This window comes from Streptomyces sp. NPDC051582 (assembly GCF_040681715.1).
Classification (GTDB): domain Bacteria; phylum Actinomycetota; class Actinomycetes; order Streptomycetales; family Streptomycetaceae; genus Streptomyces.
This window is the reverse complement of the sequence record NZ_JBFAZJ010000039.1, coordinates 1-20562: the sequence shown is the minus strand read 5'-3', so window position 1 is coordinate 20562 and position 20562 is coordinate 1. Positions and strand designations below refer to the sequence as shown.

Below are 20562 nucleotides of genomic sequence, written 5' to 3'. Positions count from 1 at the left end.
GCTGTTGGCAGTTGGCCCTCGGCCCTTGGCCGTTGGCTGTTGGCCGTTCGCTAGAAGAGGTTCGCCACCATGGCCGGCCAGACGGCCGCCGGATCGCCGTACACGGTGTGCTCGACGACCGCGCCGTCGGGCACGGCACACCCCGGCAGGAGCACGCTGTCGACGACCCTGGCACCGGCGCCGATGACCGCCCGGTGGCCCACGACCAGCGGGCCGGACAGTTCGCAGCCTTCGCCGAGCACGACCTCCCGGCCCAGCAGCACGGGACCCCTGAGCCCGGCAGCGGGACGCAGGTCGGTGTCGCCCTGGTCGTACACGCCCGGCGCGGCCTCCCGGGCCCGGTGGTCGGTCCGGAACACGCCCTCGATCCCCTTGGTGTTCGCGAGGTGCAGGAGCTCGTACTCCCCGACGTCGCAGAGCCGGACCCGGTCGTCCTCGAAGACGTCCATCGTCCTGGCGCCCGACGGCAGCGCGGTGAGGACGTCCCGCGACACGTCGAACGCCTCGGGTGCGACGCCGTCCAGGAGTCCCGGTTCGGCGATCCAGGTTCCGTAGCAGCCGGTGACCGAATCACCGACGGGTCTGCCCGGTTTGTAGGAGAAGGAGCGGACGGAGATCCCGTCGGAGGTCTCGACGTAATCGCCGCTCCAGTCCGCCGTGACCGGGACTCCCGCCATCGTCACCGTGGGCCGGCGCCGCATGTGCTGCTCGATCAGGGCCGCGAAGTCGGTGGTGCTGATGATGTCCGCACAGGTGACCAGTACGGGCCCGTCCGCGAAGAACTCCCGGCAGCGCCGGATCGTGCCGACCGATCCGAGCAGTTCCTCCTCGTGGAAGAGCGTCAGCCGGTCCGCGTCCTCCCTGTGCTCCGTCAGATAGGCCGTCATCTTCTCGGGGAAGGCGTGGACGTTGATGCCGATCTCGGTACAGCCGGCGGCGAAGAGCGCGTCGATCACATGACCGATGACCGGCCGGTTGAACACCGGGACCAGGGGCTTGGGCAGCGCCCCGGTCAACGGGCGCAGCCGTTCGCCAAGTCCGGCCGCGAGGATGAATGCCTTCACTGGACGTCCTGTCTCACGTGGTGGGGTGGTGGTTCCGCCGTCGCAGCCGTACGCCGCTGCGCCCAGGCCGCGGCGGGCCCGACGGCCGCTCCCGCGCCCAGCACCACCACGGCGATGCCGAGCCAGGCGGCCGCTCCGCAGGCCAGGGTCAGGCCGGTCAGTGCGACCGGGCCGACGACGTCCATGAGCTGGGGTCCCAGACCGAACACCGCCAGGTACTCACCGCGGCGGTCGTCCGGTGCCAGCCCGTACGAGATCCCCCAGGCGGCAGCGGCCTCCAGGAGCTCCCCGGCCGTCAGGAGCACCGTTCCGGCGGCCAGCAGGCCGAGCGTCTGCCATCCGGAGGTGCCGCCGGTGGATGCGAAGACCACGCAGGAGCCGGCGATGGCGTAGGCGGCTCTCCGCTGGGCGCGGGCAGCGCCGGGAATCTTCTCGGCACTGCGGCCGACCCGTGTCTGACAGCACACCACGAGCGCGGTGTTCAGGAGGAACAGGGCCGCGATGGTGGCGTGCGGCGCGTCCGTCCGCCGCAGCACCCACAGCGGTATCACGACGCCGAACAGCGTGTCGTTCACCATCATGATGCCGTTGATCAGGGTCAGCGTGAGGAACGGGCCGTCCCGCAGCGCCGCCTTCCCCGTCCGGGCCCGACCACGGGGCAGGGGCTCCGTCCGCGGCATGAAGAAGCCGATGAGGACCAGATCGACGATGTAGCTGGCCGCGTTGACGACGGGAAGGGCGATGTACGCCTCTCGCGTGCCGACGGCCAGGCAGGCCGCCGCCATCAGCATGCCGAGGGCCGTGCCGATGTTGGCGTTCACCCGGATGCGGGCGCTGGCCCTGACCCTCGACTGCCTGTCCAGGACGTCACCGATGTAACGGCCCCGGCTCAGGCCGCCCAGCGTCGAGCACAGCGTGCAGGCGACGACGACCACGAGGAAGGTGGCGAAGCCGGTGACCGCCGGATAGCAGGCGAAGAGCAGCGCGAGGAGCAGCACCGCGGCGAGCCAGCAGCGCCAGGAGCCCATCCTGTCCACCAGCATCCCCAGGGGCACCTGCGCGGCGAACGCGATCAGCGCGGCCACCGAGAGCCCGAGACCCACCTGCGCGGCGCTGCACCCCACGTACCCGGTGAAGAAGACGGCGCTGCCGGCGGCGAACACCCCCGACCCGATGGCGGTGGTGACCGAACCCAGGGCGAGCGCGGGCGGCACACCGCAATCGGCGCCGAGTAAGCGCTCCGTCCATCCGACTGCCATGCCGCACCTCCTCTCCCTGACTCCCGGCTGCTGCCGGACCCGCCGACGTTCCGGCTTCCGGTGTTCCGGCTTCTGTGAACAGCCTGTTCGACGTGAAATGGATGATCAAGGTGTTGCCCGTTGCCCCTGCCGCCAGGCAACGGCTGGCAACGACCGCTCCATGGCCAGCAGCAGGAGGACCATCGCGACCGCACAGCCCGCGCCGGCGAAGTACGCGTACCGCAGGCCCGAGGCGACCCGGTCGCCGCAGACGGCCGCGCAGTCGGCCGCGGCCGCGGCCGCGATGCCCTGGTTCCCGGCGGCGTTGAACAGGGCCCCGAACAGGGCCGCCCCCAGGCTCTGGCCCATCTCCCGGCAGAACATCAGGTTCGCCGTCGCGGCGCCCCGGCCCTCCCACGCGACGGCGGCCTGGACACCGACGAGCAGCGCCGGCTGGAGCAGTCCGAAGCCGATGCCGAGCAGCGTCGAAGCCGCGGCGAACGGCACGACGGGCGCGCCGACGAGGGTGAGCGACACCGTGGCCACGAGGGCGGCGGTCACGGTCACCGCGCCGGCCAGTGCGGTCGCGCGGAACCCGATGCGCAGGTACACGGCGCTGCTGAAGACGGCAGCCGTCGGCCAGCCGAACGTCATTCCGGCCAGCACGGCCGCGCCGGCCGCAGGGCTCAGCCCCTGTGCCGCTTGGGCGTAGGCCGGCAGCAGGAGCAGCGGCGCCGCCATGACCACGCCCACAAGTCCCAGGACGAGGCTCGGGATCGCCAGTTCGCGCCGCTTCCACACCCAGCCCGGCAGCAGCGGCCGGGCGGCCCGCCGTTCGATGCGTACGGTGGTCAGCGCCAGGGCCACGACGACGGCGAGCAGTGCTCCGCTCCGTACGGAGAGCCAGGGCCGGGCGCTACCGCCCCGGGCCAGCAGCGTCATGAGCGCCCCGCAGGTCAGCAGGAGGCCCAGGGCTCCGCGCCAGTCCGCCGGGCCGCTCGCAGCCCTCGACCCGCGCCGCGCCTCCTCCGGGGGAAAACGGCGTGCCAGCAGCCACACCGCGGTCAGGCCGAAGGGGAGGTTGAGCAGGAAGATCCACCGCCATTGGCCGTACTGGGCGAGCGCGCCGCCCACGGCCGGACCTGCCAGGGCGGCGACGCTCCACACCGCCGCGAGCGCCGCCTGGATGCGGCCGCGCTCGTGCGGCTCGTACAGATCGCCCGCGACCGTCTGCACGGTTCCCTGGATCGCACCGGCTCCCAGGCCCTGGACGAAGCGGAAGGCGACGAGGCTGGGCATGCTCCACGCGGCGGCGCACGACGCGGAGCCGGCCAGGAACAGGAGGGTCCCGCCGATGAGCACGGGCCGCCGTCCGTGGGAGTCGGCCAGCCTCCCGTACAGGGGCACGGACACGGTCGCGGCCAGGACGTACGCGGCCAGGAGCCAGCCGAAGGCCTTCGCGCCGCCGAGATCGGCCACGATCTGCGGGGCGGCGGCGGCCGTCACCGCACTGTCCATGGCGGCGAGGAACATCACCAGCAGCAGCGCCGCCACGAGCCCCCGCCGCCGACCGACAGGCCCCCTGGTCACCCGGCCAGCTCTACGAAGCGCTCCGGGGAGCCGACCCCCTCGGCGTTCGCGGCGATGAGCTCGTAGAACGTGCCGAAGAGGTGGTGGCTCAGCCGCTGGTCCTCGAAGAAGGCGATCCGGTCGGCCACCTGCGCGGGGGCGGCCTCACCGCTCGCCAGGCCCACCATGGCGTGCAGGACGTCCTGCGGGGTGACGGAACTTCCCGCGTGGGCGTTGTCGAACACCTCCTCGACGTAGGTCTCGTCGGCCAGCACCGGATTGCGGCGCCGTTGCACACGGATCCGGTAGTCCTCGCCGACGACGTCGTTCTTGAAGACTCCGATGTGCTGGATGCTGCCCTGGTTGATGTCGAGGGTGAACTGGGACATCCGTCCCTTTTCGCGGAACGGCTGCCGGTTGTCGCGGTCGAACTCCTGGAGGCCGACGGAGCGGTGGGAGTAGGTGTTCGAGTGGCAGGCGTAGGAGACCAGTCCGGCCTTGTGGCCGTCCCGCCCGATCAGTTCCAGGTTGAAGACGAAGTCGGCCTCGGCCGCGAGCACCTGGGGCGGCAGCTCGGGGATCCGCACCCCTGCCCGGCCGTCGACCAGCTCCGCGAGGACGGTGGCCTGACGGGTGCGCAGGAACTCGCCGACCCTGCGTACGTACGGGTTGGTCACCCGTACCGTCGTCGCTTCCCCGGGAGCCAGCTCCAGGTACCAGGCCAGCAGGTCGATGTAGTGGTAGCTGGAGAAGGAGAGCGCCCCGACACCGCTGCGGTACCCGTGCGCATCGCCGAACAGGTACTCCTCCGGGTGCCGGAAGAGGCCTCCGTTCTTGATCAGCTGCATCGAGGTGATGCCCTGCCCCCGCGTCCGCTGGATCTCGGAGATGTCGGCGGCGATCGACCGGTAGACGTCATTGGCCCGCCGGCGCAGCGGCATGGCGAGGTGGACCCGTCCCGTGCCCGCGGCGCGGGCCCGGGTGAGCGCGCGGTCGAGTTCCGCGTAGCCGCCGATGATCCGCTCGGCTGCCGCCGGCTCGTACGCGGCACCCTCGGCGACCAGCAGGGGTTTGTCGCACAGGACGCTGATGCCCCGGGAGACCGCCCAGAGCAGGTAGTCGCGGTGGTGGACGGGGTTGCAGGCGATGATCGCCAGCGAGAAGCGGTGGGTGGCGTGGGCGCGGTCCAGTACGGCCGCCAGTTCCGTACGGTCGAGTCCGTCGGGGTTGAGCCACTCCGGCGAGTCCCTCCACAGCAGCTCGCGCAGCGGCGCCATGTCCTGCTCCCGGGCGCGCTTCTCCGGGTTGCGCGGGTCGCAGATGACGGCGGTGCGGACGGGCCGTCCGGACCTCTGCAAGTCGAGCAGCGCCGGGGCATGGTTCTCCCGGCCGGCCCAGTGCCCCGAGCCTCCTATCAGCAATACCGTGGTGGTTCGACCCATGTGTGGGATCCCTTTCTCTCGCTCCCGACGCCGAAGCGGCGGTTGTCGTACGGTGCGGGGGCCGCGGGCGGAGTGGGGGCGGAGCCGAGGGTGTCGCCTCGCTCGTCAGATGTGCCGACGAGCCGGAGGAAGCAGACGGAACGAGACGAAGACCGTGTCGGCGACGGCGACGGCGACGGCCGGCGCGAAGGCCGGCCGGCGGATGCGGTACGAGAACCACCCCCGGCTCCCGCGCCCGTACCGGAGTGCGGACTCTGCGGACAGCCTGTTCGCCGGGGATCGGCCGATCAAGGTGTTGCCCGTTGCCCCTGCGCCCAGGCAACGCCGACGGCATCGGCACGAGGATGTCCGATCCCGCACATGGCCTCACAATGGACTTCATGCGCTCTCCCTTCCGGATTGGAAACGACCATGACGGACATGAAGTTTGAACAGAAGCGCGCGCTGACGCGCTTTGAAGCGGCTGACCAGCTCACGGCACTCGCGGCCATGCTGCGAGAAGGCGGGGACGGCGAACTGGAACTCGGCCCCGGAAAGCTGAGCCTGCGGATCCCGGACGACCTCCGCAGCGAAATCGAAGTCGAGGTGGGTGACGGGCAGATCGAGCTGGAGATCGAGCTCAAGTGGCCGACCACACCGAGCCGGACAGCTCCACGGCACCCGGTCGAGAACGGCGAAAAGACCCCGCGGCGCAAGGCCGCGCCCACCGCCGCACCCGTCCGGAACAGCGTCGGTACCAGCAGGAGCAAGAGCGCCAAGCGATCCGGCCCGGCGAAAGCGCCGTGATCGCCGGGTCGGCCATTGATCGTGCGCCGTTCACCGAAACCGTCACGTTCGACGTTCGATCAGTCACTTTTCGTAACCCGGGCGGCTGGGCCGCCAGACCACCCGGGGTACGCATGCTCTTCGCGCGGGGGCGGCGGCGCGGGCGCCCAGCGCCGTGACCGCCGAGGGCGAGGAGCCGGCGGGATACCGACACCAACGACGCAGGCTCGGGCCCGTGTCCGGGGCCTGCGCTCTCGCGTTGTCGTCCGGGGATACGAACGGCAGCACCGCCCAGGAGGAATGGTTCCTTGATTTCACACGTATGGCGGCGCGCTGCACCGACCGGAGCCGCCGTACTCGTGCTGAGTGCCGCCCTGGCCCTGCAAAGGCCCGCCGCTCGGGCCGAAGCGGGCCGGCATGACGCGCCCCCGGTGAACCGCAGTACCGCCCATACGGACGTGCTGTTCGTCGGGGCCCATCCCGACGACGAGTACCAGTCCCTGGCTTCCTTCGGCCAGTTGAGGGAGCGCGAAGGGCTGAGCACGGGCGTCGTCACCATCACCCGGGGCGAGGGCGGAGGCAACGCCGTCGGCCCGCAGGAAGGGGCTGAGCTCGGGCTCCTGCGGGAGACGGAGGAACGCAAGGCGGTCGGCACGGTCGGAATCCGCAACGTCTTCTACCTCGACAAGCCCGATTTCTGGTACACGCTGTCCGCTCCGCTGACCGCCGAAGTCTGGAACGGGGCGGCTGCGCGGCCTGCGGACACGCTCGAACGGATCGTGAGGCTGATCCGGGCGACCACCCCCTCGACGGTGGTGACCATGGAGGTACGCCCCTTCAACCAGCACGGCGGGCACCAGGAGGCCGCACGCCTGGCGGTCGAGGCGTTCCGGCTGGCCGGTGACCCGGCCGCATTCCCCGAGCAGATCTCCCGTGAGGGGTACGAGCCGTGGCAGCCCGCGACGCTGCTGACCCAGAACTGGGGGTTCAAGGGGCCGGTGGGACCCGACTGCGCCACGGACGGGGCACGGGATCCGCACACCGGCCTGCCGCTCCAGGGGTACTGGAGCGGCGTGCGCTCGCGTGCCGGCACGACGTGGGCCCAGGTGGAACGCGACGCGGCGCGCACCTACACCTCCCAGGGCTTCGGCGCCCTGCCGGCGACCGTCACCACGCCCACTGAGCAGTTGCCGTGCGAGTGGTTCACCGTGCTCGCCCGCGAGGGCGAGGCCCTCAGGGCGCCGGTGCGTGAGCAGAGCGGGCTGCTTCCGCTGTACGCCGAGTTCAGGGACTGGGCACGGCAGCTGGGCATGCCGTGGCTCGCCAACGACGCACAACCCGCCTACCCGCCGCACCCCGCCACCGGCGTGCCGGCCGTCGCATCGGCTCCCGTCGTGGACGGGAAGGCGGAACCGGGCGAGTACCCGGGACCACGGCTGGTGCTGCGGCACTGGGAAGGCGGCACGTGCGCGACGCCGGCCGACTGCTCGGCTGCCATCCACCTCTCCCGCCACGCGGACGCCCTGTACGTCCTGATGCGGGTCACGGACGACAAGAAGGGCGCCGCGCTGGACGGGGCAGGTGACTGCAAACGCCACTGGCGCACCGACTCCGTCGAGATCGACCTGGACCCCGACGGCGCCTCCGACGACACCTCGACCACCTTCAAAACCGGCATTCTTCCCTACACCGCCGGCCGGGGCGGCCCGTGCGCCGGACGGGACGGCGACAACCGCCAAGGCCCGGCCGCCGGAACGGCCCCCGGCATGACGGCTGCCTCCACCCTCACCCAGCCGTACACCGGATACACCGTCGAAGTGAAGATCCCCCTGGGCGATCTGCCCGCCACCGCCGACCCCGCCCGCCTGCGCGCGAACTTCCTTGTCTACGACTCCGACACCCAGGACAAGACGGGGCAGAGCAGGCTCGCCTGGGCACCCTTCGGCAGCGCCCAGGCCGACCCCTACGCATGGGGAGCCCTGCTCCTGCCCGGGTACACCCCAGCGGGCCGCCCGGCCGGCCCGGCCGAAATCCCGCTCGAAGCCCCCAGGAGCCAGGACTCACCCGCCTCACTCGCCCAGTCCCGCCGCACCGGCGTCCCACTGGCCGCAGGCGACCGCCCGGCCTGACCCTCCACGGCCCACCGCCCCGCGGTCGGAACACCGGGCACGGGTGGCGGCTGCGCGAGCGGGGCGCGTCAGATCTCGACGGTCGGGTAGGTCTCGGTGTAGCTGTCACCGTCGGCGCCGTAATAGGTGCAGTTCCGTGCGTTCAGGTCGACGTCGTACCAGACGACGCCGGCCGTCCAGCAATTCCGGACGAACTCGGGGAACGCGGTCTCCCCGGCCTGGTCGGCGCGCAGTGCCGTGATGAGCGCCTCGCGGTCGAACGCCATGACGTCGACCATTCCCGTGACCAGGGGCTCGCCCTGGACGGCGACGGGCCCGGCGTCGGTGAGATACAGCATGGCGTTCGACGGCACGGCCATCCGGCAGCGAGCGACCCCGGCCTGGCGCAGGGCTTCAGCGAGGTACGGGAAACCGCCGACCTCGGGGCGCACGGCGGCCGCTCGGCCCAGCGCTGCTTCCAGCTTCGTGATTGCGGTGTTCATCGGCCCTCCGGGGTTCGGGGTGCCTGCGGGGCACCGGTCTCATATAATGACAACAACTTTACGCACTGACATCATGTTGTCAATTTTCTGACGGGGGAGCTGGCATGCCTGACGAGATGGCCTTGCTGGTCGCGGACGTGTACGAAACGGCCGGGCTGCTGCGCAGGTCGGGCGAGGCGATTGCCGCGACAGAGGGGCAGACGCAGGCGCGATGGCAGGTGATGAGCGTGGTCTGCGAAGACTCCCTCACCGTGGCCAGGGCGGCCCGCCGCCTCGGCATCGCCCGCCAAGGGGTGCAACGCGTCGCCAACGATCTCGTCCGCGAGAACCTGGCCGTCTTCCAGCCCAACCCCGATCACCGCGGCTCGCCGCTGCTGACCCTCACGGCCGAAGGGCAGCGCGTGCTGGGCACGATCACGACCCGCGCCGCCGAAGTCCACCGCGCGCTGACCGCCGACATCCCCGTCGACGAGATCGTCCGTGCGCGTACGCTGCTGCGGCGCATCATCGAACAGGTGCACCGCCATGAGGCCGACGGGCGGATCCCGCCGGGCTGAACTCGACCCCGGTCAGGCGGCCCTGACGGCGGAGGAGCCCGACACCGCCCGGGAGGACTCCTTCCGCATGTGGACGTTGCCGCCATCCGGGTGTGGCGATCGGGTGGTGTGGCAGCCGCTCCCGTGATCGTTCTGACCGTCGGAGAGTTCCCGGGTGTGTAGGAGTCCCTCGTGACCTTCATCCGACTGGAGATGGATCCATCATGGCCATGAACCAATTGCGGAAGCGCACGGCTGCCCTGGGCGCGGTCCTCGGCATCGCTCTGCCGATCGCCGTGGGGGCCACCCCCGCTCACGCCCAGGCTCAACTGACCATCACGAAGACCCATGTCGGCGATTTCCCCCGTGGCGGGCAAGGTGTCTATCGGATCACGGTCACCAACTCCGGCGATCAGCCCACCAGCACCGAGGGGACGCGCATGACGGACAGCTATCCGGAAGGACTGCAGGTCGTCGGCATCGACCAGATCAGCTTCCCTGACGGGACGTCCCTCGGCTGCAATACGGACAGCGCCCCCAACAGGACCGACTGCATGACCGGCGCGCTGCCGCCGGGGTCGAGCTACACCATCGAGGTCACCGTCGATGTCGCGTCCGATGCTCCCTGCACGGTGACGAACACGGCCAGCGTGACCGACCTCGGCGACTTCCGCGCCGGCGCCACGGTGAGCGACCTGACCAACATTCCCGGCGCCGACTGCGACAGCGGCGACGGTGGTGGGTCGATCCTTCCCGTCAACCTCAGCGGCGTCCTCCCGATGTTCAACAACGTCACCACGAACAACAACATCAACAGCCCGGGCGCCGGCAACAGCAGCCGCCAGGTATTCGGCCTCAACGCCCCCTGACGACGCGGGGAGGGGCAGTCGCGGGATCGGCCGGTGGCGGCGTCGGGCGTCAGCCCTCGCTCGCGCATGCCACACGGGAAGCCGGCGCGCCGCTCCTCCCTCGCGGAGCCGCCGCCGCCCCGCCGGGATCGAGCTGCGGGTGCCCCTCGACCCGGCGTCGGCCCCCGCGAGGGCGCCGTCGAGTGCCGGTGGAGGTTGCGTTCGAGCGCACTCCAGGTCATAGGGTCCGCCCGTATGACCATGCGATACAGATTCCTGGGCGGAACAGGGCTCGAAGTGAGCGTGCAGTGCTTGGGCACCATGATGTTCGGGGCGGTCGGGAACCCCGACCACGAGGACTGCGTACGGATCATCCACGCGGCCTTGGACGCCGGCATCAACTTCGTGGACACCGCGGACATGTACTCGGCCGGAGAGTCGGAGACCATCGTCGGAAAGGCGCTGCGCGGAAAGCGTCGGGACGATGTGGTGCTCGCCACCAAGGGCCATTTCCCGATGGGCGAGGGACGCAATCGCGGTGGCAACTCCCGGCGCTGGCTGACGCGGGCGGTGGAGGACAGCCTGACCCGGCTGGGCACCGATGTGATCGACCTCTACCAGGTCCACCGGCCGGACCCGCGGACCGACATCGAGGAGACCCTCGGCGTACTGGGTGACCTGGTGCGCGCGGGCAAGATCCGGACCTTCGGCTGCTCCACCTTCCCGGCCGAGGAGATCACCGAGGCGCACCACGTGTCCGAACGGCGCGGCCTGCCCCGGTTCCGGACCGAGCAGCCGCCGTACTCGATCCTGGCGCGCGGGGTGGAGCGGGACGTGCTCGCCGTCGCCCGGCGTTACGACATGGGGGTGTTGACCTGGAGCCCCCTCGCCTCGGGCTTCCTGAGCGGGAAGTACCGGGCCGGTCTGGAGGTCGACCTCAGCCGCGGCCGGGCGGCGCTGACGCCCGCACGGTTCGATCCGGCGATTCCGGGGAACGTTGCCAAGCTGGCTGCCGCGGGGGAACTGATCGAGGTGGCATCGGAGTTCGGCTGCACCCTCCCGGAACTGGCGGTGGCCTTCCCACTGGTGCACCCGGCGGTCACCTCGGTGATCATCGGGCCGCGGACCATGGAACAACTGGAATCCCTGCTGAAGGGGGTGTCGGTGGTACCCGACGACGCGACCCTGGACCGGATCGACGAGATCGTGCCGCCGGGCACCGATCTGTACCACCCTGACGGCGCCTGGCAGCCCGTCGCGCTCACGGATCCCGCCCTGCGCCGCCGGCCCGTCGGGGACCGCTGAGCCAGGTCGTTCCGTTCGCGCGACGACACCCTGTTCGTCGTTGTGCGGGAATGCGTCCGCGTCGGCTCGCCGGGCGGGCCCGGTACCGGCGCGTCGGCAGGGTATGGGGGGACCATGGACGGGTGCGACACCTTCCAGGGCGTGACCAGGGGGCCGAGCCGCCCGAGCCCGCCGACGGCGGCGAGGGGGCCGATCAGCGGGCGCTCGGCGAGGCCCTGGTCCGGGCCTGTGCGGCCGCGGGGGCGTCCATCGGGATGCTCTACCTGCCCGACCCCACCCGGCGCGTCCTGCATCTGGCGATGTCCCTCGGGCTGGCCCGTGAGTTCGCGCTGCCCTGGTCACGGGTCGTCATGGACGATTCCATCCCGGTGGCCGATGCGGTCCGCGAGGGGCGGTTCGTCTGGCTGGGCGGCCAGGAGGAGACGGCCCGGCGCTACCCGCGCCTCGGCCTCGTCCTGCCGTACGACTTCGCCCTCGCCGCCGCCCCGCTCGTCCCCGACCCGGCGCCCGAGGCGGCGGAGCCGACCGGGGCCGGTCTCGTCCTCCTGTGGCCCGGCTCCCACGCTCCCCGTCTGACCGACCGGGAACGCGACGCCGTGGACTCGGCCTGCGGCCGTCTCGCGAACCACCTGCGCCGGGCCGACGCCGCCGGACACCCCGTCCATCCGCCGGTGCACCCGGTCATGCTTCGACCGCCTCCCCCTCCCACGCCCGGACCGTCCGAGGCGGCCGCCGCCATGGCCTTCATCCGCCGACTGCCCGGAGGCAACTGCGCACTCGATCTGAACGGCACGATCACCTTCATCACCACCGACGCCGCCGAGCTGCTGGGCGCACCCGTCTCACGGCTGCGCGGAGCGCTCCCCTGGGAAGCGCTGCCGTGGATGGACACCCCCGTCATCGAGGACCACTACCGGGCCGCAGCGATCAGCCGACTGCCGCGCAGCTTCATCGCCGCGCCCCCGATCGGCCGCTACCTGCGTTTCGACCTCTACCCGGACGACACCGGGATCAGCGTCCGCATCACCCCGGTCACCACCGACGAGCCCGTCCCGCCGCTCGCCCCGCCCACGGCCGCCCCCGCGGAACCCTCTCCCAGCCGGGCCACCGCCCTCTATCAGCTCATGCACCTGGCGGCCGCCCTCACGGAGGCCGTCCACGCCAGCGACGTCGTCGACCACGCCGCCGACCTGCTCGTCCCCGCGCTCGGCGCCCAGGCCCTGGCCCTTCTGGTGGCCGAGGAGCAGCGCCTGCGCATCGTCGGCTTCCGCGGCTACTCGGCCGAGCTCATGGCCCGCTACGACGGCATCCCGCTCGGCATCCACACGGCCAGCACCCATGGCCTGCGTACGGGCGAGCCGCTGTTCTTCGCGGACGCGGGCGAGCTCGCGGCCGCCTTCCCGGCCGTCGTGATCGGGGACGACATGGCGGCGTGGACCTTCCTGCCCCTCATCGCGTCCGGCCGGCCCATCGGCACCCTCATCCTGGCCTACGCGCGTCCCCATGCGTTCGCCCCCGGTGAACGGGCGATCCTGACCTCCCTCGCCGGACTCATCGCCCAGGCACTGGACCGCGCCCGCCTCTACGACTCCACCCACCAGCTGGCCCACAGCCTGCAGACCGGCCTGCTGCCGCACGCCCTACCGGACGTCCCACAGCTCGACGTGGCCGCCAGGTACCTGCCGGCGGCGCACGGGTTCGACATCGGCGGCGACTTCTACGACCTCATCCGGATCGACGACACCACCGTCGCGGTCGCCGTCGGCGACGTCCAGGGCCACAACGTGAACGCCGCCGCCCTCATGGGCCAAGTCCGCACGGCCGTACACGCCTCCGCCGGCGAGCGCCCGGCGGAGGTCCTCGCCCGCACCAACCGGCTCCTGACCGACCTCGAACCCGGTCTCTTCACCAGCTGCGTGTACGCCCACATCGACCTCTCGGCCCGAACCGCCCACCTGGCCACGGCCGGCCACCCGCCTCCGCTGGTGCGCCATGCCGGCGGCCCGGCGAGGATGCTCCACCTGCCACCCGGACTGCTCCTCGGCATCGACCCGGACGCCTCGTACACGACCCTGGAGATCCCGTTCGAGCCGGGAACCCTGCTCACCTTGTACACCGACGGGCTGGTCGAGGTTCCCGGCGAGGACCTGGAGGAGGGCATCGCGGCCGTCGCCGCCCGCATCACCGCGACCCACGAACGTCACCCGGTGGGCACGCTGGCGGACGACCTCATTCGCCAAGCCCGCGGCGGAGCCCCCCGTACCGACGACATCGCCCTGCTCCTGTTGCGCTTCGCCCAGGAGGGGAGGCACACCTGACGGTGCCCAGGCGCACATCGGGCTCGGGGGCTCCGGCTCGCCTGCCACCCGATTGCGCAAGGATGGCGAACCCGGTCCTGCATCCGGACCGGATCAGCCCGCCAGCCGGGCGAGGGCCAGCTCGTGTGCGTGGTCGAGCGAGTCGGCAGCGGCGCAAGGGACGTCCGGCTGCACGCCGGTGCCCTCCCAGTTCGTGTTGGAGACGGGGTTGACGGCGCGGCCGACGGGGACGGTGGCTTCAAGGTGTGGGTGCACCGTCCAGCCCTGGCACGGGTGCGCGCCGCCACGGGTGCGCTCGCCGACGATGACGGCGCGGCCGAGCTGCTGGAGGTCGTACGCCAGCTCCTCGGCGGCGGAGAAGGTGCTGTCGCTGGACAGCACGTACAACGGCTTGCTGCCACCGAAGCGGGCGCCCGGAACGTGCGGCAGGCTCCAGGACTGCTCACCGGTCTCGCCGCCTCGCCAGTGCATGGTGTTGAGGTGGGTGCGCTCGTCGAGCAGGTGGCTGCAGACGAAGGCGACCGTGTCCGGGTCGCCGCCGCGGTTGCCGCGAAGGTCGACGATCAGCGCCCGTGCGCGGGAGGCCAGGGTGAGCGCGGCGCCCAGCGGTTCGGCGGCCCACTCCAGCGGGAACAGCATCGGGGCCAGCTCCACCACGGCGACCCCTCCGTCGAGCAGCTGCACCCGCGGTGCACCGCCCAGCGAGGTGTCGAAGTCCCGGCGCATGGCCTCCAAGGTGGCCGCCCCCTTCTTCGGGGGCACCGGGTCGGCGTGGTGCTTGAGCCTCAGGTGCCGGTCGCCGTTGGCGGATTGCAGGTCCGCGGTGACCAACCGGGCGAGCTCCTCGGCTTCGTCGACGTCATAGGCGCCCTCGGCGAGGCGTCGTTGCAGCAGGCCTGCGAGCTGCTCCGCCATGTCGGGGAAGACATAGTTCTCGACCAGGAGCCGTGCCGTCTCGTCGATGACAGGGGCCGCAGAAAGCTTCGTCGAAGTCGTCATGGCAGGGAGTAGAGCACCGCCCTTGCGAAAGCGTCAATGAGTTTAGACACTTTCGGTATGCACGATCAGCCTCCCCATCTGCCGCCTCCCGAGGATGTCCTGGAGATCGGTGCGCCCGAGCAGTTCGCGGCACTCGCCCACCCGTTGCGTCAGCGGTTGCTCTTCGCCCTGGGCCACCGGCCTGCCACCACCAGCCAGCTTGCGGCGCAGCTCGACGCGAAGAAGGGCAACGTGGCCCACCACCTCAAAGTGCTCCGCGAAGCCGGACTGGTCCACATCGCCGAGACCCGTCAGGTCCGCGGCGGCACCGAGCAGTACTACCAGCGCACGGCGCGCCACATGATCGTCGCCGAACCCCGGGCGGCGGGCACCGCCGCGATGCTCGCCGCGTTCGCCCAGGAGCTGGACCTCTCACCCGCCGAGGCCCACCTCACGCTGCGCCATCTGCGCCTCGACCCCACGAAGGCGAGAGAACTCGGCGAGGCACTCGCCAGACTGGTGGACGAGGCCGAGGAAGACGCAGAAGGCCAGCCCCTGCACGGCGTATTGGTGGCTCTCTATCAGCAGGCCCGGCCGGCGGGGGTGCGCCGACGGGTGTGGTGAACTGATGATCATTCTTTGAACACAGGAGGGGGAAGAATGACAGCCCACGAAGCGGCTCCGGAAGCCGTTCCCGCAGGCACCGCACCAGGTGGTGCGCAGACGGCGACCCGAGACGCGCTCCGGATCGAGCGATGGTCGATCGCGTGGATGCTCCTGGCCATGGCCGTCTGGGGATGGTTCGCCTTCCTGATGCTTGCCGACTACGGCCCCGACGTACCGTCATATCAAGGGCCGGGCAGTGTGTGCCGGGGCCCGTTGTTCGAGTCGGCCTCCCAGGAACGGGTCTGCCGCAGCTATGCGTTGCGGCAGTGGCCTTCGCTCCTGGGCGTCCTCGCCTTGGCAACTCTGGCAACCGTCACCGCTGCGGCGACCATGGTGTACGCCAAGGTCCTCGCCCGCCTGGCCGGTCCTCCCCCGCCGTCGTGACCTCCGCAGTGGCCAACAGGCGGCGACTGTGAAAATCGCTGTCCGATCACCGGAGCACGGTGATAGACATCCGGCGTGGAAAAGAATCTTGAGTTCCCCGACCTGTTGCGACTGATCGATGAGCGGTCGACCGCCTTCCGCGCCGTGGTCGCCGCCGCGCCCGGTCTCGACGCACCGGTGCCGACCTGCCCCGGGTGGTCGCTGCTCGATCTGGTGAAGCACCTGGGCGGGGGAGACCGCTTCTGGGCCGCCATCGTCGGCGCGGGGCCCGCCGGTGCGCCCCCGGCCGAGGCCGTCGCCGCGCGCGCCGCACTGGAAGTGCCGCAGGAGCGTGAGGCCCTGCTGGCCTGGCTGGACGCGTCGACGCAGCTTCTGCTGAGCGCCCTGCGGGCGGCGGGACCGGAGAGCGGTTGCTGGACGTGGTGGCCCGCGTCGCAGTCACCGCAGACCGCCGGCGGCACCGCCCGGCACCGGGTCCAGGAGACCGCGGTGCACACCTACGACGCCCAGCTCGCCGCGGGCGCCCCGCGGCCGCTGCCGGTCGAGCTGGCACTCGACGGTGTGGAGGAGTTCCTGTTCACCGTCTGCGCAACGCCGAGTGCCTGGCCGCACGAACCCACGGCCTTCGACTTCCACGCCGCCGAGGGCCGCTCCTGGCGCCTCACCGTCGACGGCGACGGCGCACGCACCACCCGCATCCCCGTGCCCACCGCCGCGACCGGCGAAGACTCGGACGCAGCCGGCGCCTCCGTCCACGGCACGGCCAGTGAACTGGTCCTCTACCTGTACGACCGGGTCAAGGCCGACTCCTTGCACGTTGACGGAGACGCAGGGCTGCTCGACCTGCTCCGCGCCTGGGAGCCGGAGGAGAAGTAGGACGCAGGGGTCGGTCGGCCGCGCCCCGAACCGGCAAGACACGGTTCTTCGCCAGGTTCGTCAGTCGCGGCACCGGGCTCGAACCCGCGAGGCGGCCTCGGGGCGTCACCAAGCCGACCCTCCAACCGGAGGGCAGTGCGAATGTCTCCGTCCCAGCGATCACGAGAAGCGACGCGACTGCCTTCGTCCCGATCTCGTCGAGAAGTCATTCGAGCCCTCCCCCGGTACGGAATCCAGCCCCGGGCTGCCGGCCGGGAGTCCACGCTCACGTGCGGCCGGCCGGATCCTGGGCCTCGGCCTTGAGGCCCTCCGGGGATCCGGGCCGGAAGGGCGCCTTGGCCGGGACGGGACCCGCAGGGGTGCGGCGGCGCCCGATCCGGGCGGCCACGGGTTCGGTGTAGCGAGCGGTCAGCGGCCCGATCACCACGAGGACCAGGACGTACGCGGTGGCGAGCGGGCCCAGCGCGGGTTCGATGCCGGCCGTGACGGCGAGGCCGGCGATGACGATGGAGAATTCGCCGCGGGCCACCAGCGTCCCGCCTGCCCGCCAGCGTCCCTTGACCCCGATGCCGGCCCGCTTCGCCGCCCAGTAGCCGGTGGCGATCTTCGTACCCGCGGTGACCACGGCGAGCGCGAGCGCGGGCAGCAGGACGGGCGGAATGCTCGCGGGGTCGGTGTGCAGGCCGAAGAAGACGAAGAACACGGCCGCGAACAGGTCACGCAGCGGGCTGAGCAGGGTGTGGGTGCCCTCGGCCACCTCGCCGGAGAGGGCGATGCCGACGAGGAAGGCCCCGACCGCGGCGGAGACCTGGAGCTGCTGGGCGATGCCGGCGACGAGCAGCGTCAGGCCGAGGACGACGAGCAGCAGCTTCTCGGGGTCGTCGCTGGAGACGAAGCGGGAGATGTGGCGCCCGTAGCGGACCGCGACGAACAGGACCGCTCCGGCGACACCGAGGGCGATGGCCAGGGTCGCGCTGCCGGCGGCCAGGCTGACGCCGGCGAGGAGGGCGGTGATGATCGGCAGGTAGACGGCCATGGCGAGGTCTTCGAGGACCAGGATGGACAGGACGACGGGGGTCTCGCGGTTGCCGACGCGGCCGAGGTCGCCCATGACCTTGGCGATGACACCGGAGGAAGAGATCCAGGTGACGCCGGCCAGGACCACGGCGGCCACCGGACCCCACCCCATCAGGAGGGCGGCCACGGCTCCGGGGACCGCGTTGAGGGCGAAGTCGACCAACCCGGCCGGATATTGGGTCTTGAGGTTGGAGACCAGGTCGCTGGCCGTGTACTCCAGACCCAGCATCAGAAGGAGCAGGATGACGCCGATCTCGGCGCCGATCGCGACGAACTCCTCGCTCGCCCCCATCGGCAGCAGCCCGCCGGTGCCGAAGGCGAGGCCGGCCAGAAGGTAGAGGGGTATCGGGGAGAAGTGGAAGCGGCCGGCGAGTCTGCCCAGAAGGCCCAGGCCGAGGATGATCGCACCGAACTCGGTCAAGAACACGGCGGAGTGCACAGGCGTCTCACTCCCGTCCGAGTATCGCGGCGGCGGCGTCCACGCCCTCGCGGGTGCCGATCACGATGAGGGTGTCCCCGCCGGCGAGCCGGAAGTCCGGCGCGGGAGAGGGACGGGCTTCGGCCCGGCGCAGCACGGCCACGATCGAAACGCCGGTCTCGGTCCGCATCCGGGTCTCCCCCAGCACCCGGCCGTTCCAGTACGAGTGCCCGGACAGTTCGATCCGCTCGGCGACCAGGCCCAGGCCGGTGGTGTGCAGCACGTTGGGGCTGTGGTGGGCCGGCATCAGCGCGTCGATCAGCGAGGCCGTCTCCGTACCCGTCAGGTGCAGGGACTGTGCGCAGGCATCGGGGTCGTCAGCCCGGTAGAGGTTCACCGTCCGGGTGCCGTCCCGGTGCGCGACCACGGACAGGTGTCGGTGCCCGCGGGTCGTGAGGTCGTACTGGACCCCGATGCCGGGCAGTGGCGTGGTGCTCATCCGTGGAGCAGGCACAGCTGTCCCCCCTCGTGTTTCGCTTTCGTACGTGACGCCGCCGCGGCGGACAGTCGGTCTCGGGCAGGAGAAGGGCCGCTCGGCGGGCCCATCGTGCCACTTTTCACGTGTCCGAAATATGGGTGCCGGCACGGATGGACAGCAGCCTTCACCAGCGTGAGGATGGGGGCGGAGAACTAGGTTCCATGCAGGTCACAGCACCTGGGGACGGGGCGGCCGGGCGGCCGTGGAGGATGCTGGGGGACCGGCTGGAGAGGTGTGTGGCCGTGTCGTTGTACTGGCGGATCTTCCTCCTGAATGCCGGTGTCCTGGCCGTCGCGGTGGCCCTGCTGCTCGGCCCGGTCACCGTCTCCACGCCGGTCCTGTTCGGGGAGGCCCTCGTGCTGCTCGGCGGGCTGGCCGTGATGCTGGTCGTCAACGCGGTCCTGCTGAAGGTCGGCCTGGCCCCGCTCGCCCGTCTGAACCGGGCGATGGCCACCGCGGACCTCCTCAGGCCCGCCACCCGCCCGACGGTCGGTGGTGACGGGGAGGTCTCCGAACTCACCCGGACCTTCAACGCGATGCTGGACCGGCTCGAAGCCGAGCGGGCCACCAGCAGTGGCCGGGTGCTCACCGCGCTGGAGGCCGAACGCAAGCGCATCGCCCAAGAGCTCCATGACGAGATCGGCCAGACCCTCACCGCTGTCCTCCTCCAGCTCAAGCATGCCGCCGACCGCGCCCCCGAACCGGTCCGTTCAGACCTGCACCAGGCCCAGGAGACCACCCGCGCCAGCCTGGACGAGATCCGCAGGATCGCCCGCCGCCTGCGCCCCGGCGTCCTGGAGGAACTCGGCCTCCACAGTGCGCTGCGCTCCCTGGCCGGAGAGTTCACCACCCCGCGCCTGGGCGTGACCGCACACATCACTCCCGGCCTGCCCCACCTGGACCCGGCCGCCGAACTCGTCCTCTACCGCGTCGCCCAGGAAGGCCTGACCAACGCGGCCCGGCACTCCGGCGCCACCCGCGTCGAGGTCCACCTGCGCCCCCTGTCCCGCGGCGGCGTCGGTCTGCTGGTCCGCGACAACGGACACGGCCTCGGTGAGGCGCCGGAGGGCGCCGGCATCCGCGGGATGCGCGAACGCGCCCTGCTCATCGGCGCCGGCCCCCACGGCGGCACCCAGGTCCGAATCGACATCACCGACACCACGAGGGCCACCCGATGATCCAGCCCGGCCCCGGACCCGCCCGCATACTCCTCGCCGACGACCACACCCTGGTCCGCCGGGGCGTACCCCTCATCCTCGATGCCGAGCCCGACCTGACCGTCGTCGCCGAAGCGGCAGACGGAGCCGAAGCCGTCGCCGAGGCCCGCAGACTTGACGTCGACCTGGCCGTCCTCGACATCGCGATGCCCCGCCAGACCGGTCTGCAAGCCGCCCGCGAACTCGCCCGCACCAGACCCGGCCTGCGCATACTCATGCTCACCATGTACGACAACGAGCAGTACTTCTTCGAAGCCCTGCGCGCCGGAGCCTGCGGCTACGTCCTCAAGTCCGTCGCCGACCGCGACCTCGTCGAAGCCTGCCGCGCCGCACTGCGCGACGAACCGTTCATCTATCCCGGCGCGGAGACCACCCTCATCCGCACCTACCTCGACCGCGCCCGTACCGGCGGCCCGATCCCGGAGAGGCCCATCACCGAACGGGAGGAAGAGATCCTCAAGCTCGTGGCCGAAGGCCACAGCTCCAAGGAGATCGGCGCCCTCCTCTTCATCAGCCCCAAGACCGTAGAGCGACACCGCGCCAACCTGCTCCAGAAACTGGGCCTGCGCGACCGCCTCGAACTCACCCGCTACGCCATCCGTGTCGGTCTGATCGAGCCCTAAAGGGTGTTGCAGAAGGCTGAGTTCCGGGCATTTTCCGTGTATGGGTGGGGTGTTGCGGGTTGAGCCGGTGTGGGTGGAGACGTTCACGG

General features: G+C 71.2%; 19 protein-coding genes. 11 read left to right on the top strand and 8 right to left on the bottom strand.

Annotated features, from left to right (window positions below; genetic code table 11):
* Window positions 1-50: 50 nt before the first annotated feature.
* From AB0M92_RS34320 to AB0M92_RS34305, 4 genes are all read right to left on the bottom strand, one after another.
* Entirely contained in the window at window positions 51-1064 is a 1014-nt protein-coding gene (locus AB0M92_RS34320) for an NDP-sugar synthase (RefSeq protein ID WP_366106275.1), read from the bottom strand.
* Window positions 1061-2323: an MFS transporter gene (locus AB0M92_RS34315; protein ID WP_366106274.1), complete on the bottom strand. Its 1263-nt coding sequence runs from the start codon at window positions 2321-2323 to the stop codon at window positions 1061-1063. Before AB0M92_RS34315 ends, AB0M92_RS34320 begins: the two co-directional genes overlap by 4 nt.
* 105 nt (window positions 2324-2428) lie before the next feature.
* Window positions 2429-3892: an MFS transporter gene (locus tag AB0M92_RS34310; protein WP_366106273.1), complete on the bottom strand. Its 1464-nt coding sequence runs from the start codon at window positions 3890-3892 to the stop codon at window positions 2429-2431.
* Window positions 3889-5313 (bottom strand): hypothetical protein, encoded by a 1425-nt coding sequence (locus AB0M92_RS34305; protein WP_366106272.1) that lies wholly within the window; start codon window positions 5311-5313, stop codon window positions 3889-3891. The genes AB0M92_RS34310 and AB0M92_RS34305 overlap by 4 nt, the downstream gene beginning before the upstream one ends.
* Before the next feature lie 411 nt (window positions 5314-5724).
* Between AB0M92_RS34305 and AB0M92_RS34300 the strand changes: the two genes are divergently transcribed.
* Window positions 5725-6099 carry an amphi-Trp domain-containing protein gene (locus AB0M92_RS34300; RefSeq protein WP_366106271.1) on the top strand — a complete coding sequence of 125 codons (375 nt, stop codon included), beginning with the start codon at window positions 5725-5727 and terminating at the stop codon, window positions 6097-6099.
* A gap of 410 nt (window positions 6100-6509) precedes the next feature.
* Window positions 6510-8207, top strand: a complete 1698-nt coding sequence (locus AB0M92_RS34295) for a sugar-binding protein (RefSeq protein ID WP_366106270.1) — start codon at window positions 6510-6512, stop codon at window positions 8205-8207.
* Window positions 8208-8275: 68 nt separating this feature from the next.
* On the opposite strand, the gene AB0M92_RS34290 is transcribed toward AB0M92_RS34295, so the two are convergent.
* On the bottom strand, window positions 8276-8689 hold the full coding sequence (locus AB0M92_RS34290) for a DUF1398 family protein (protein ID WP_366106269.1): 414 nt from the start codon (window positions 8687-8689) through the stop codon (window positions 8276-8278).
* Window positions 8690-8793: 104 nt separating this feature from the next.
* On the opposite strand from AB0M92_RS34290, the gene AB0M92_RS34285 reads away from it, so the two are divergent.
* From AB0M92_RS34285 to AB0M92_RS34270, 4 genes are all read left to right on the top strand, one after another.
* Window positions 8794-9246, top strand: coding sequence for a MarR family winged helix-turn-helix transcriptional regulator (locus AB0M92_RS34285; RefSeq protein ID WP_366106268.1), 453 nt, complete (start codon window positions 8794-8796; stop codon window positions 9244-9246).
* Between the two features lie 203 nt (window positions 9247-9449).
* Window positions 9450-10094 (top strand): hypothetical protein, encoded by a 645-nt coding sequence (locus AB0M92_RS34280; protein WP_366106267.1) that lies wholly within the window; start codon window positions 9450-9452, stop codon window positions 10092-10094.
* A 240-nt stretch (window positions 10095-10334) separates the two neighbouring features.
* On the top strand, window positions 10335-11378 hold the full coding sequence (locus AB0M92_RS34275) for an aldo/keto reductase (RefSeq protein ID WP_366106321.1): 1044 nt from the start codon (window positions 10335-10337) through the stop codon (window positions 11376-11378).
* Window positions 11379-11500: 122 nt separating this feature from the next.
* Window positions 11501-13696, top strand: coding sequence for a SpoIIE family protein phosphatase (locus AB0M92_RS34270; protein WP_366106266.1), 2196 nt, complete (start codon window positions 11501-11503; stop codon window positions 13694-13696).
* Window positions 13697-13789: 93 nt separating this feature from the next.
* On the opposite strand, the gene AB0M92_RS34265 is transcribed toward AB0M92_RS34270, so the two are convergent.
* Window positions 13790-14695, bottom strand: coding sequence for a S41 family peptidase (locus AB0M92_RS34265; protein WP_366106265.1), 906 nt, complete (start codon window positions 14693-14695; stop codon window positions 13790-13792).
* 57 nt (window positions 14696-14752) lie between these two features.
* On the opposite strand from AB0M92_RS34265, the gene AB0M92_RS34260 reads away from it, so the two are divergent.
* The 3 genes from AB0M92_RS34260 to AB0M92_RS34250 all read left to right on the top strand — a co-directional run bounded on the left by AB0M92_RS34260 (window position 14753) and on the right by AB0M92_RS34250 (window position 16600).
* Window positions 14753-15298, top strand: a complete 546-nt coding sequence (locus AB0M92_RS34260; RefSeq protein WP_366106264.1) for a winged helix-turn-helix domain-containing protein — start codon at window positions 14753-14755, stop codon at window positions 15296-15298.
* A gap of 36 nt (window positions 15299-15334) precedes the next feature.
* On the top strand, window positions 15335-15724 hold the full coding sequence (locus AB0M92_RS34255) for a hypothetical protein (protein WP_366106263.1): 390 nt from the start codon (window positions 15335-15337) through the stop codon (window positions 15722-15724).
* 75 nt (window positions 15725-15799) lie between these two features.
* The gene (locus AB0M92_RS34250; protein WP_366106262.1) at window positions 15800-16600 is read left to right on the top strand and encodes a maleylpyruvate isomerase N-terminal domain-containing protein; all 801 of its coding nucleotides are present in this window, start codon (window positions 15800-15802) and stop codon (window positions 16598-16600) included.
* Between the two features lie 265 nt (window positions 16601-16865).
* On the opposite strand, the gene AB0M92_RS34245 is transcribed toward AB0M92_RS34250, so the two are convergent.
* Together AB0M92_RS34245 and AB0M92_RS34240 are read right to left on the bottom strand one after the other, a co-directional pair.
* Window positions 16866-18116 carry a cation:proton antiporter gene (locus AB0M92_RS34245; RefSeq protein WP_366106261.1) on the bottom strand — a complete coding sequence of 417 codons (1251 nt, stop codon included), beginning with the start codon at window positions 18114-18116 and terminating at the stop codon, window positions 16866-16868.
* 7 nt (window positions 18117-18123) lie between these two features.
* Window positions 18124-18594, bottom strand: a complete 471-nt coding sequence (locus AB0M92_RS34240) for a TrkA C-terminal domain-containing protein (RefSeq protein WP_366106260.1) — start codon at window positions 18592-18594, stop codon at window positions 18124-18126.
* 281 nt (window positions 18595-18875) lie between these two features.
* Between AB0M92_RS34240 and AB0M92_RS34235 the strand changes: the two genes are divergently transcribed.
* Together AB0M92_RS34235 and AB0M92_RS34230 are read left to right on the top strand one after the other, a co-directional pair.
* Window positions 18876-19811 carry a HAMP domain-containing sensor histidine kinase gene (locus AB0M92_RS34235; protein ID WP_366106320.1) on the top strand — a complete coding sequence of 312 codons (936 nt, stop codon included), beginning with the start codon at window positions 18876-18878 and terminating at the stop codon, window positions 19809-19811.
* Window positions 19808-20473, top strand: coding sequence for a response regulator transcription factor (locus AB0M92_RS34230; protein WP_366106259.1), 666 nt, complete (start codon window positions 19808-19810; stop codon window positions 20471-20473). Before AB0M92_RS34235 ends, AB0M92_RS34230 begins: the two co-directional genes overlap by 4 nt.
* Window positions 20474-20562: the final 89 nt, after the last annotated feature.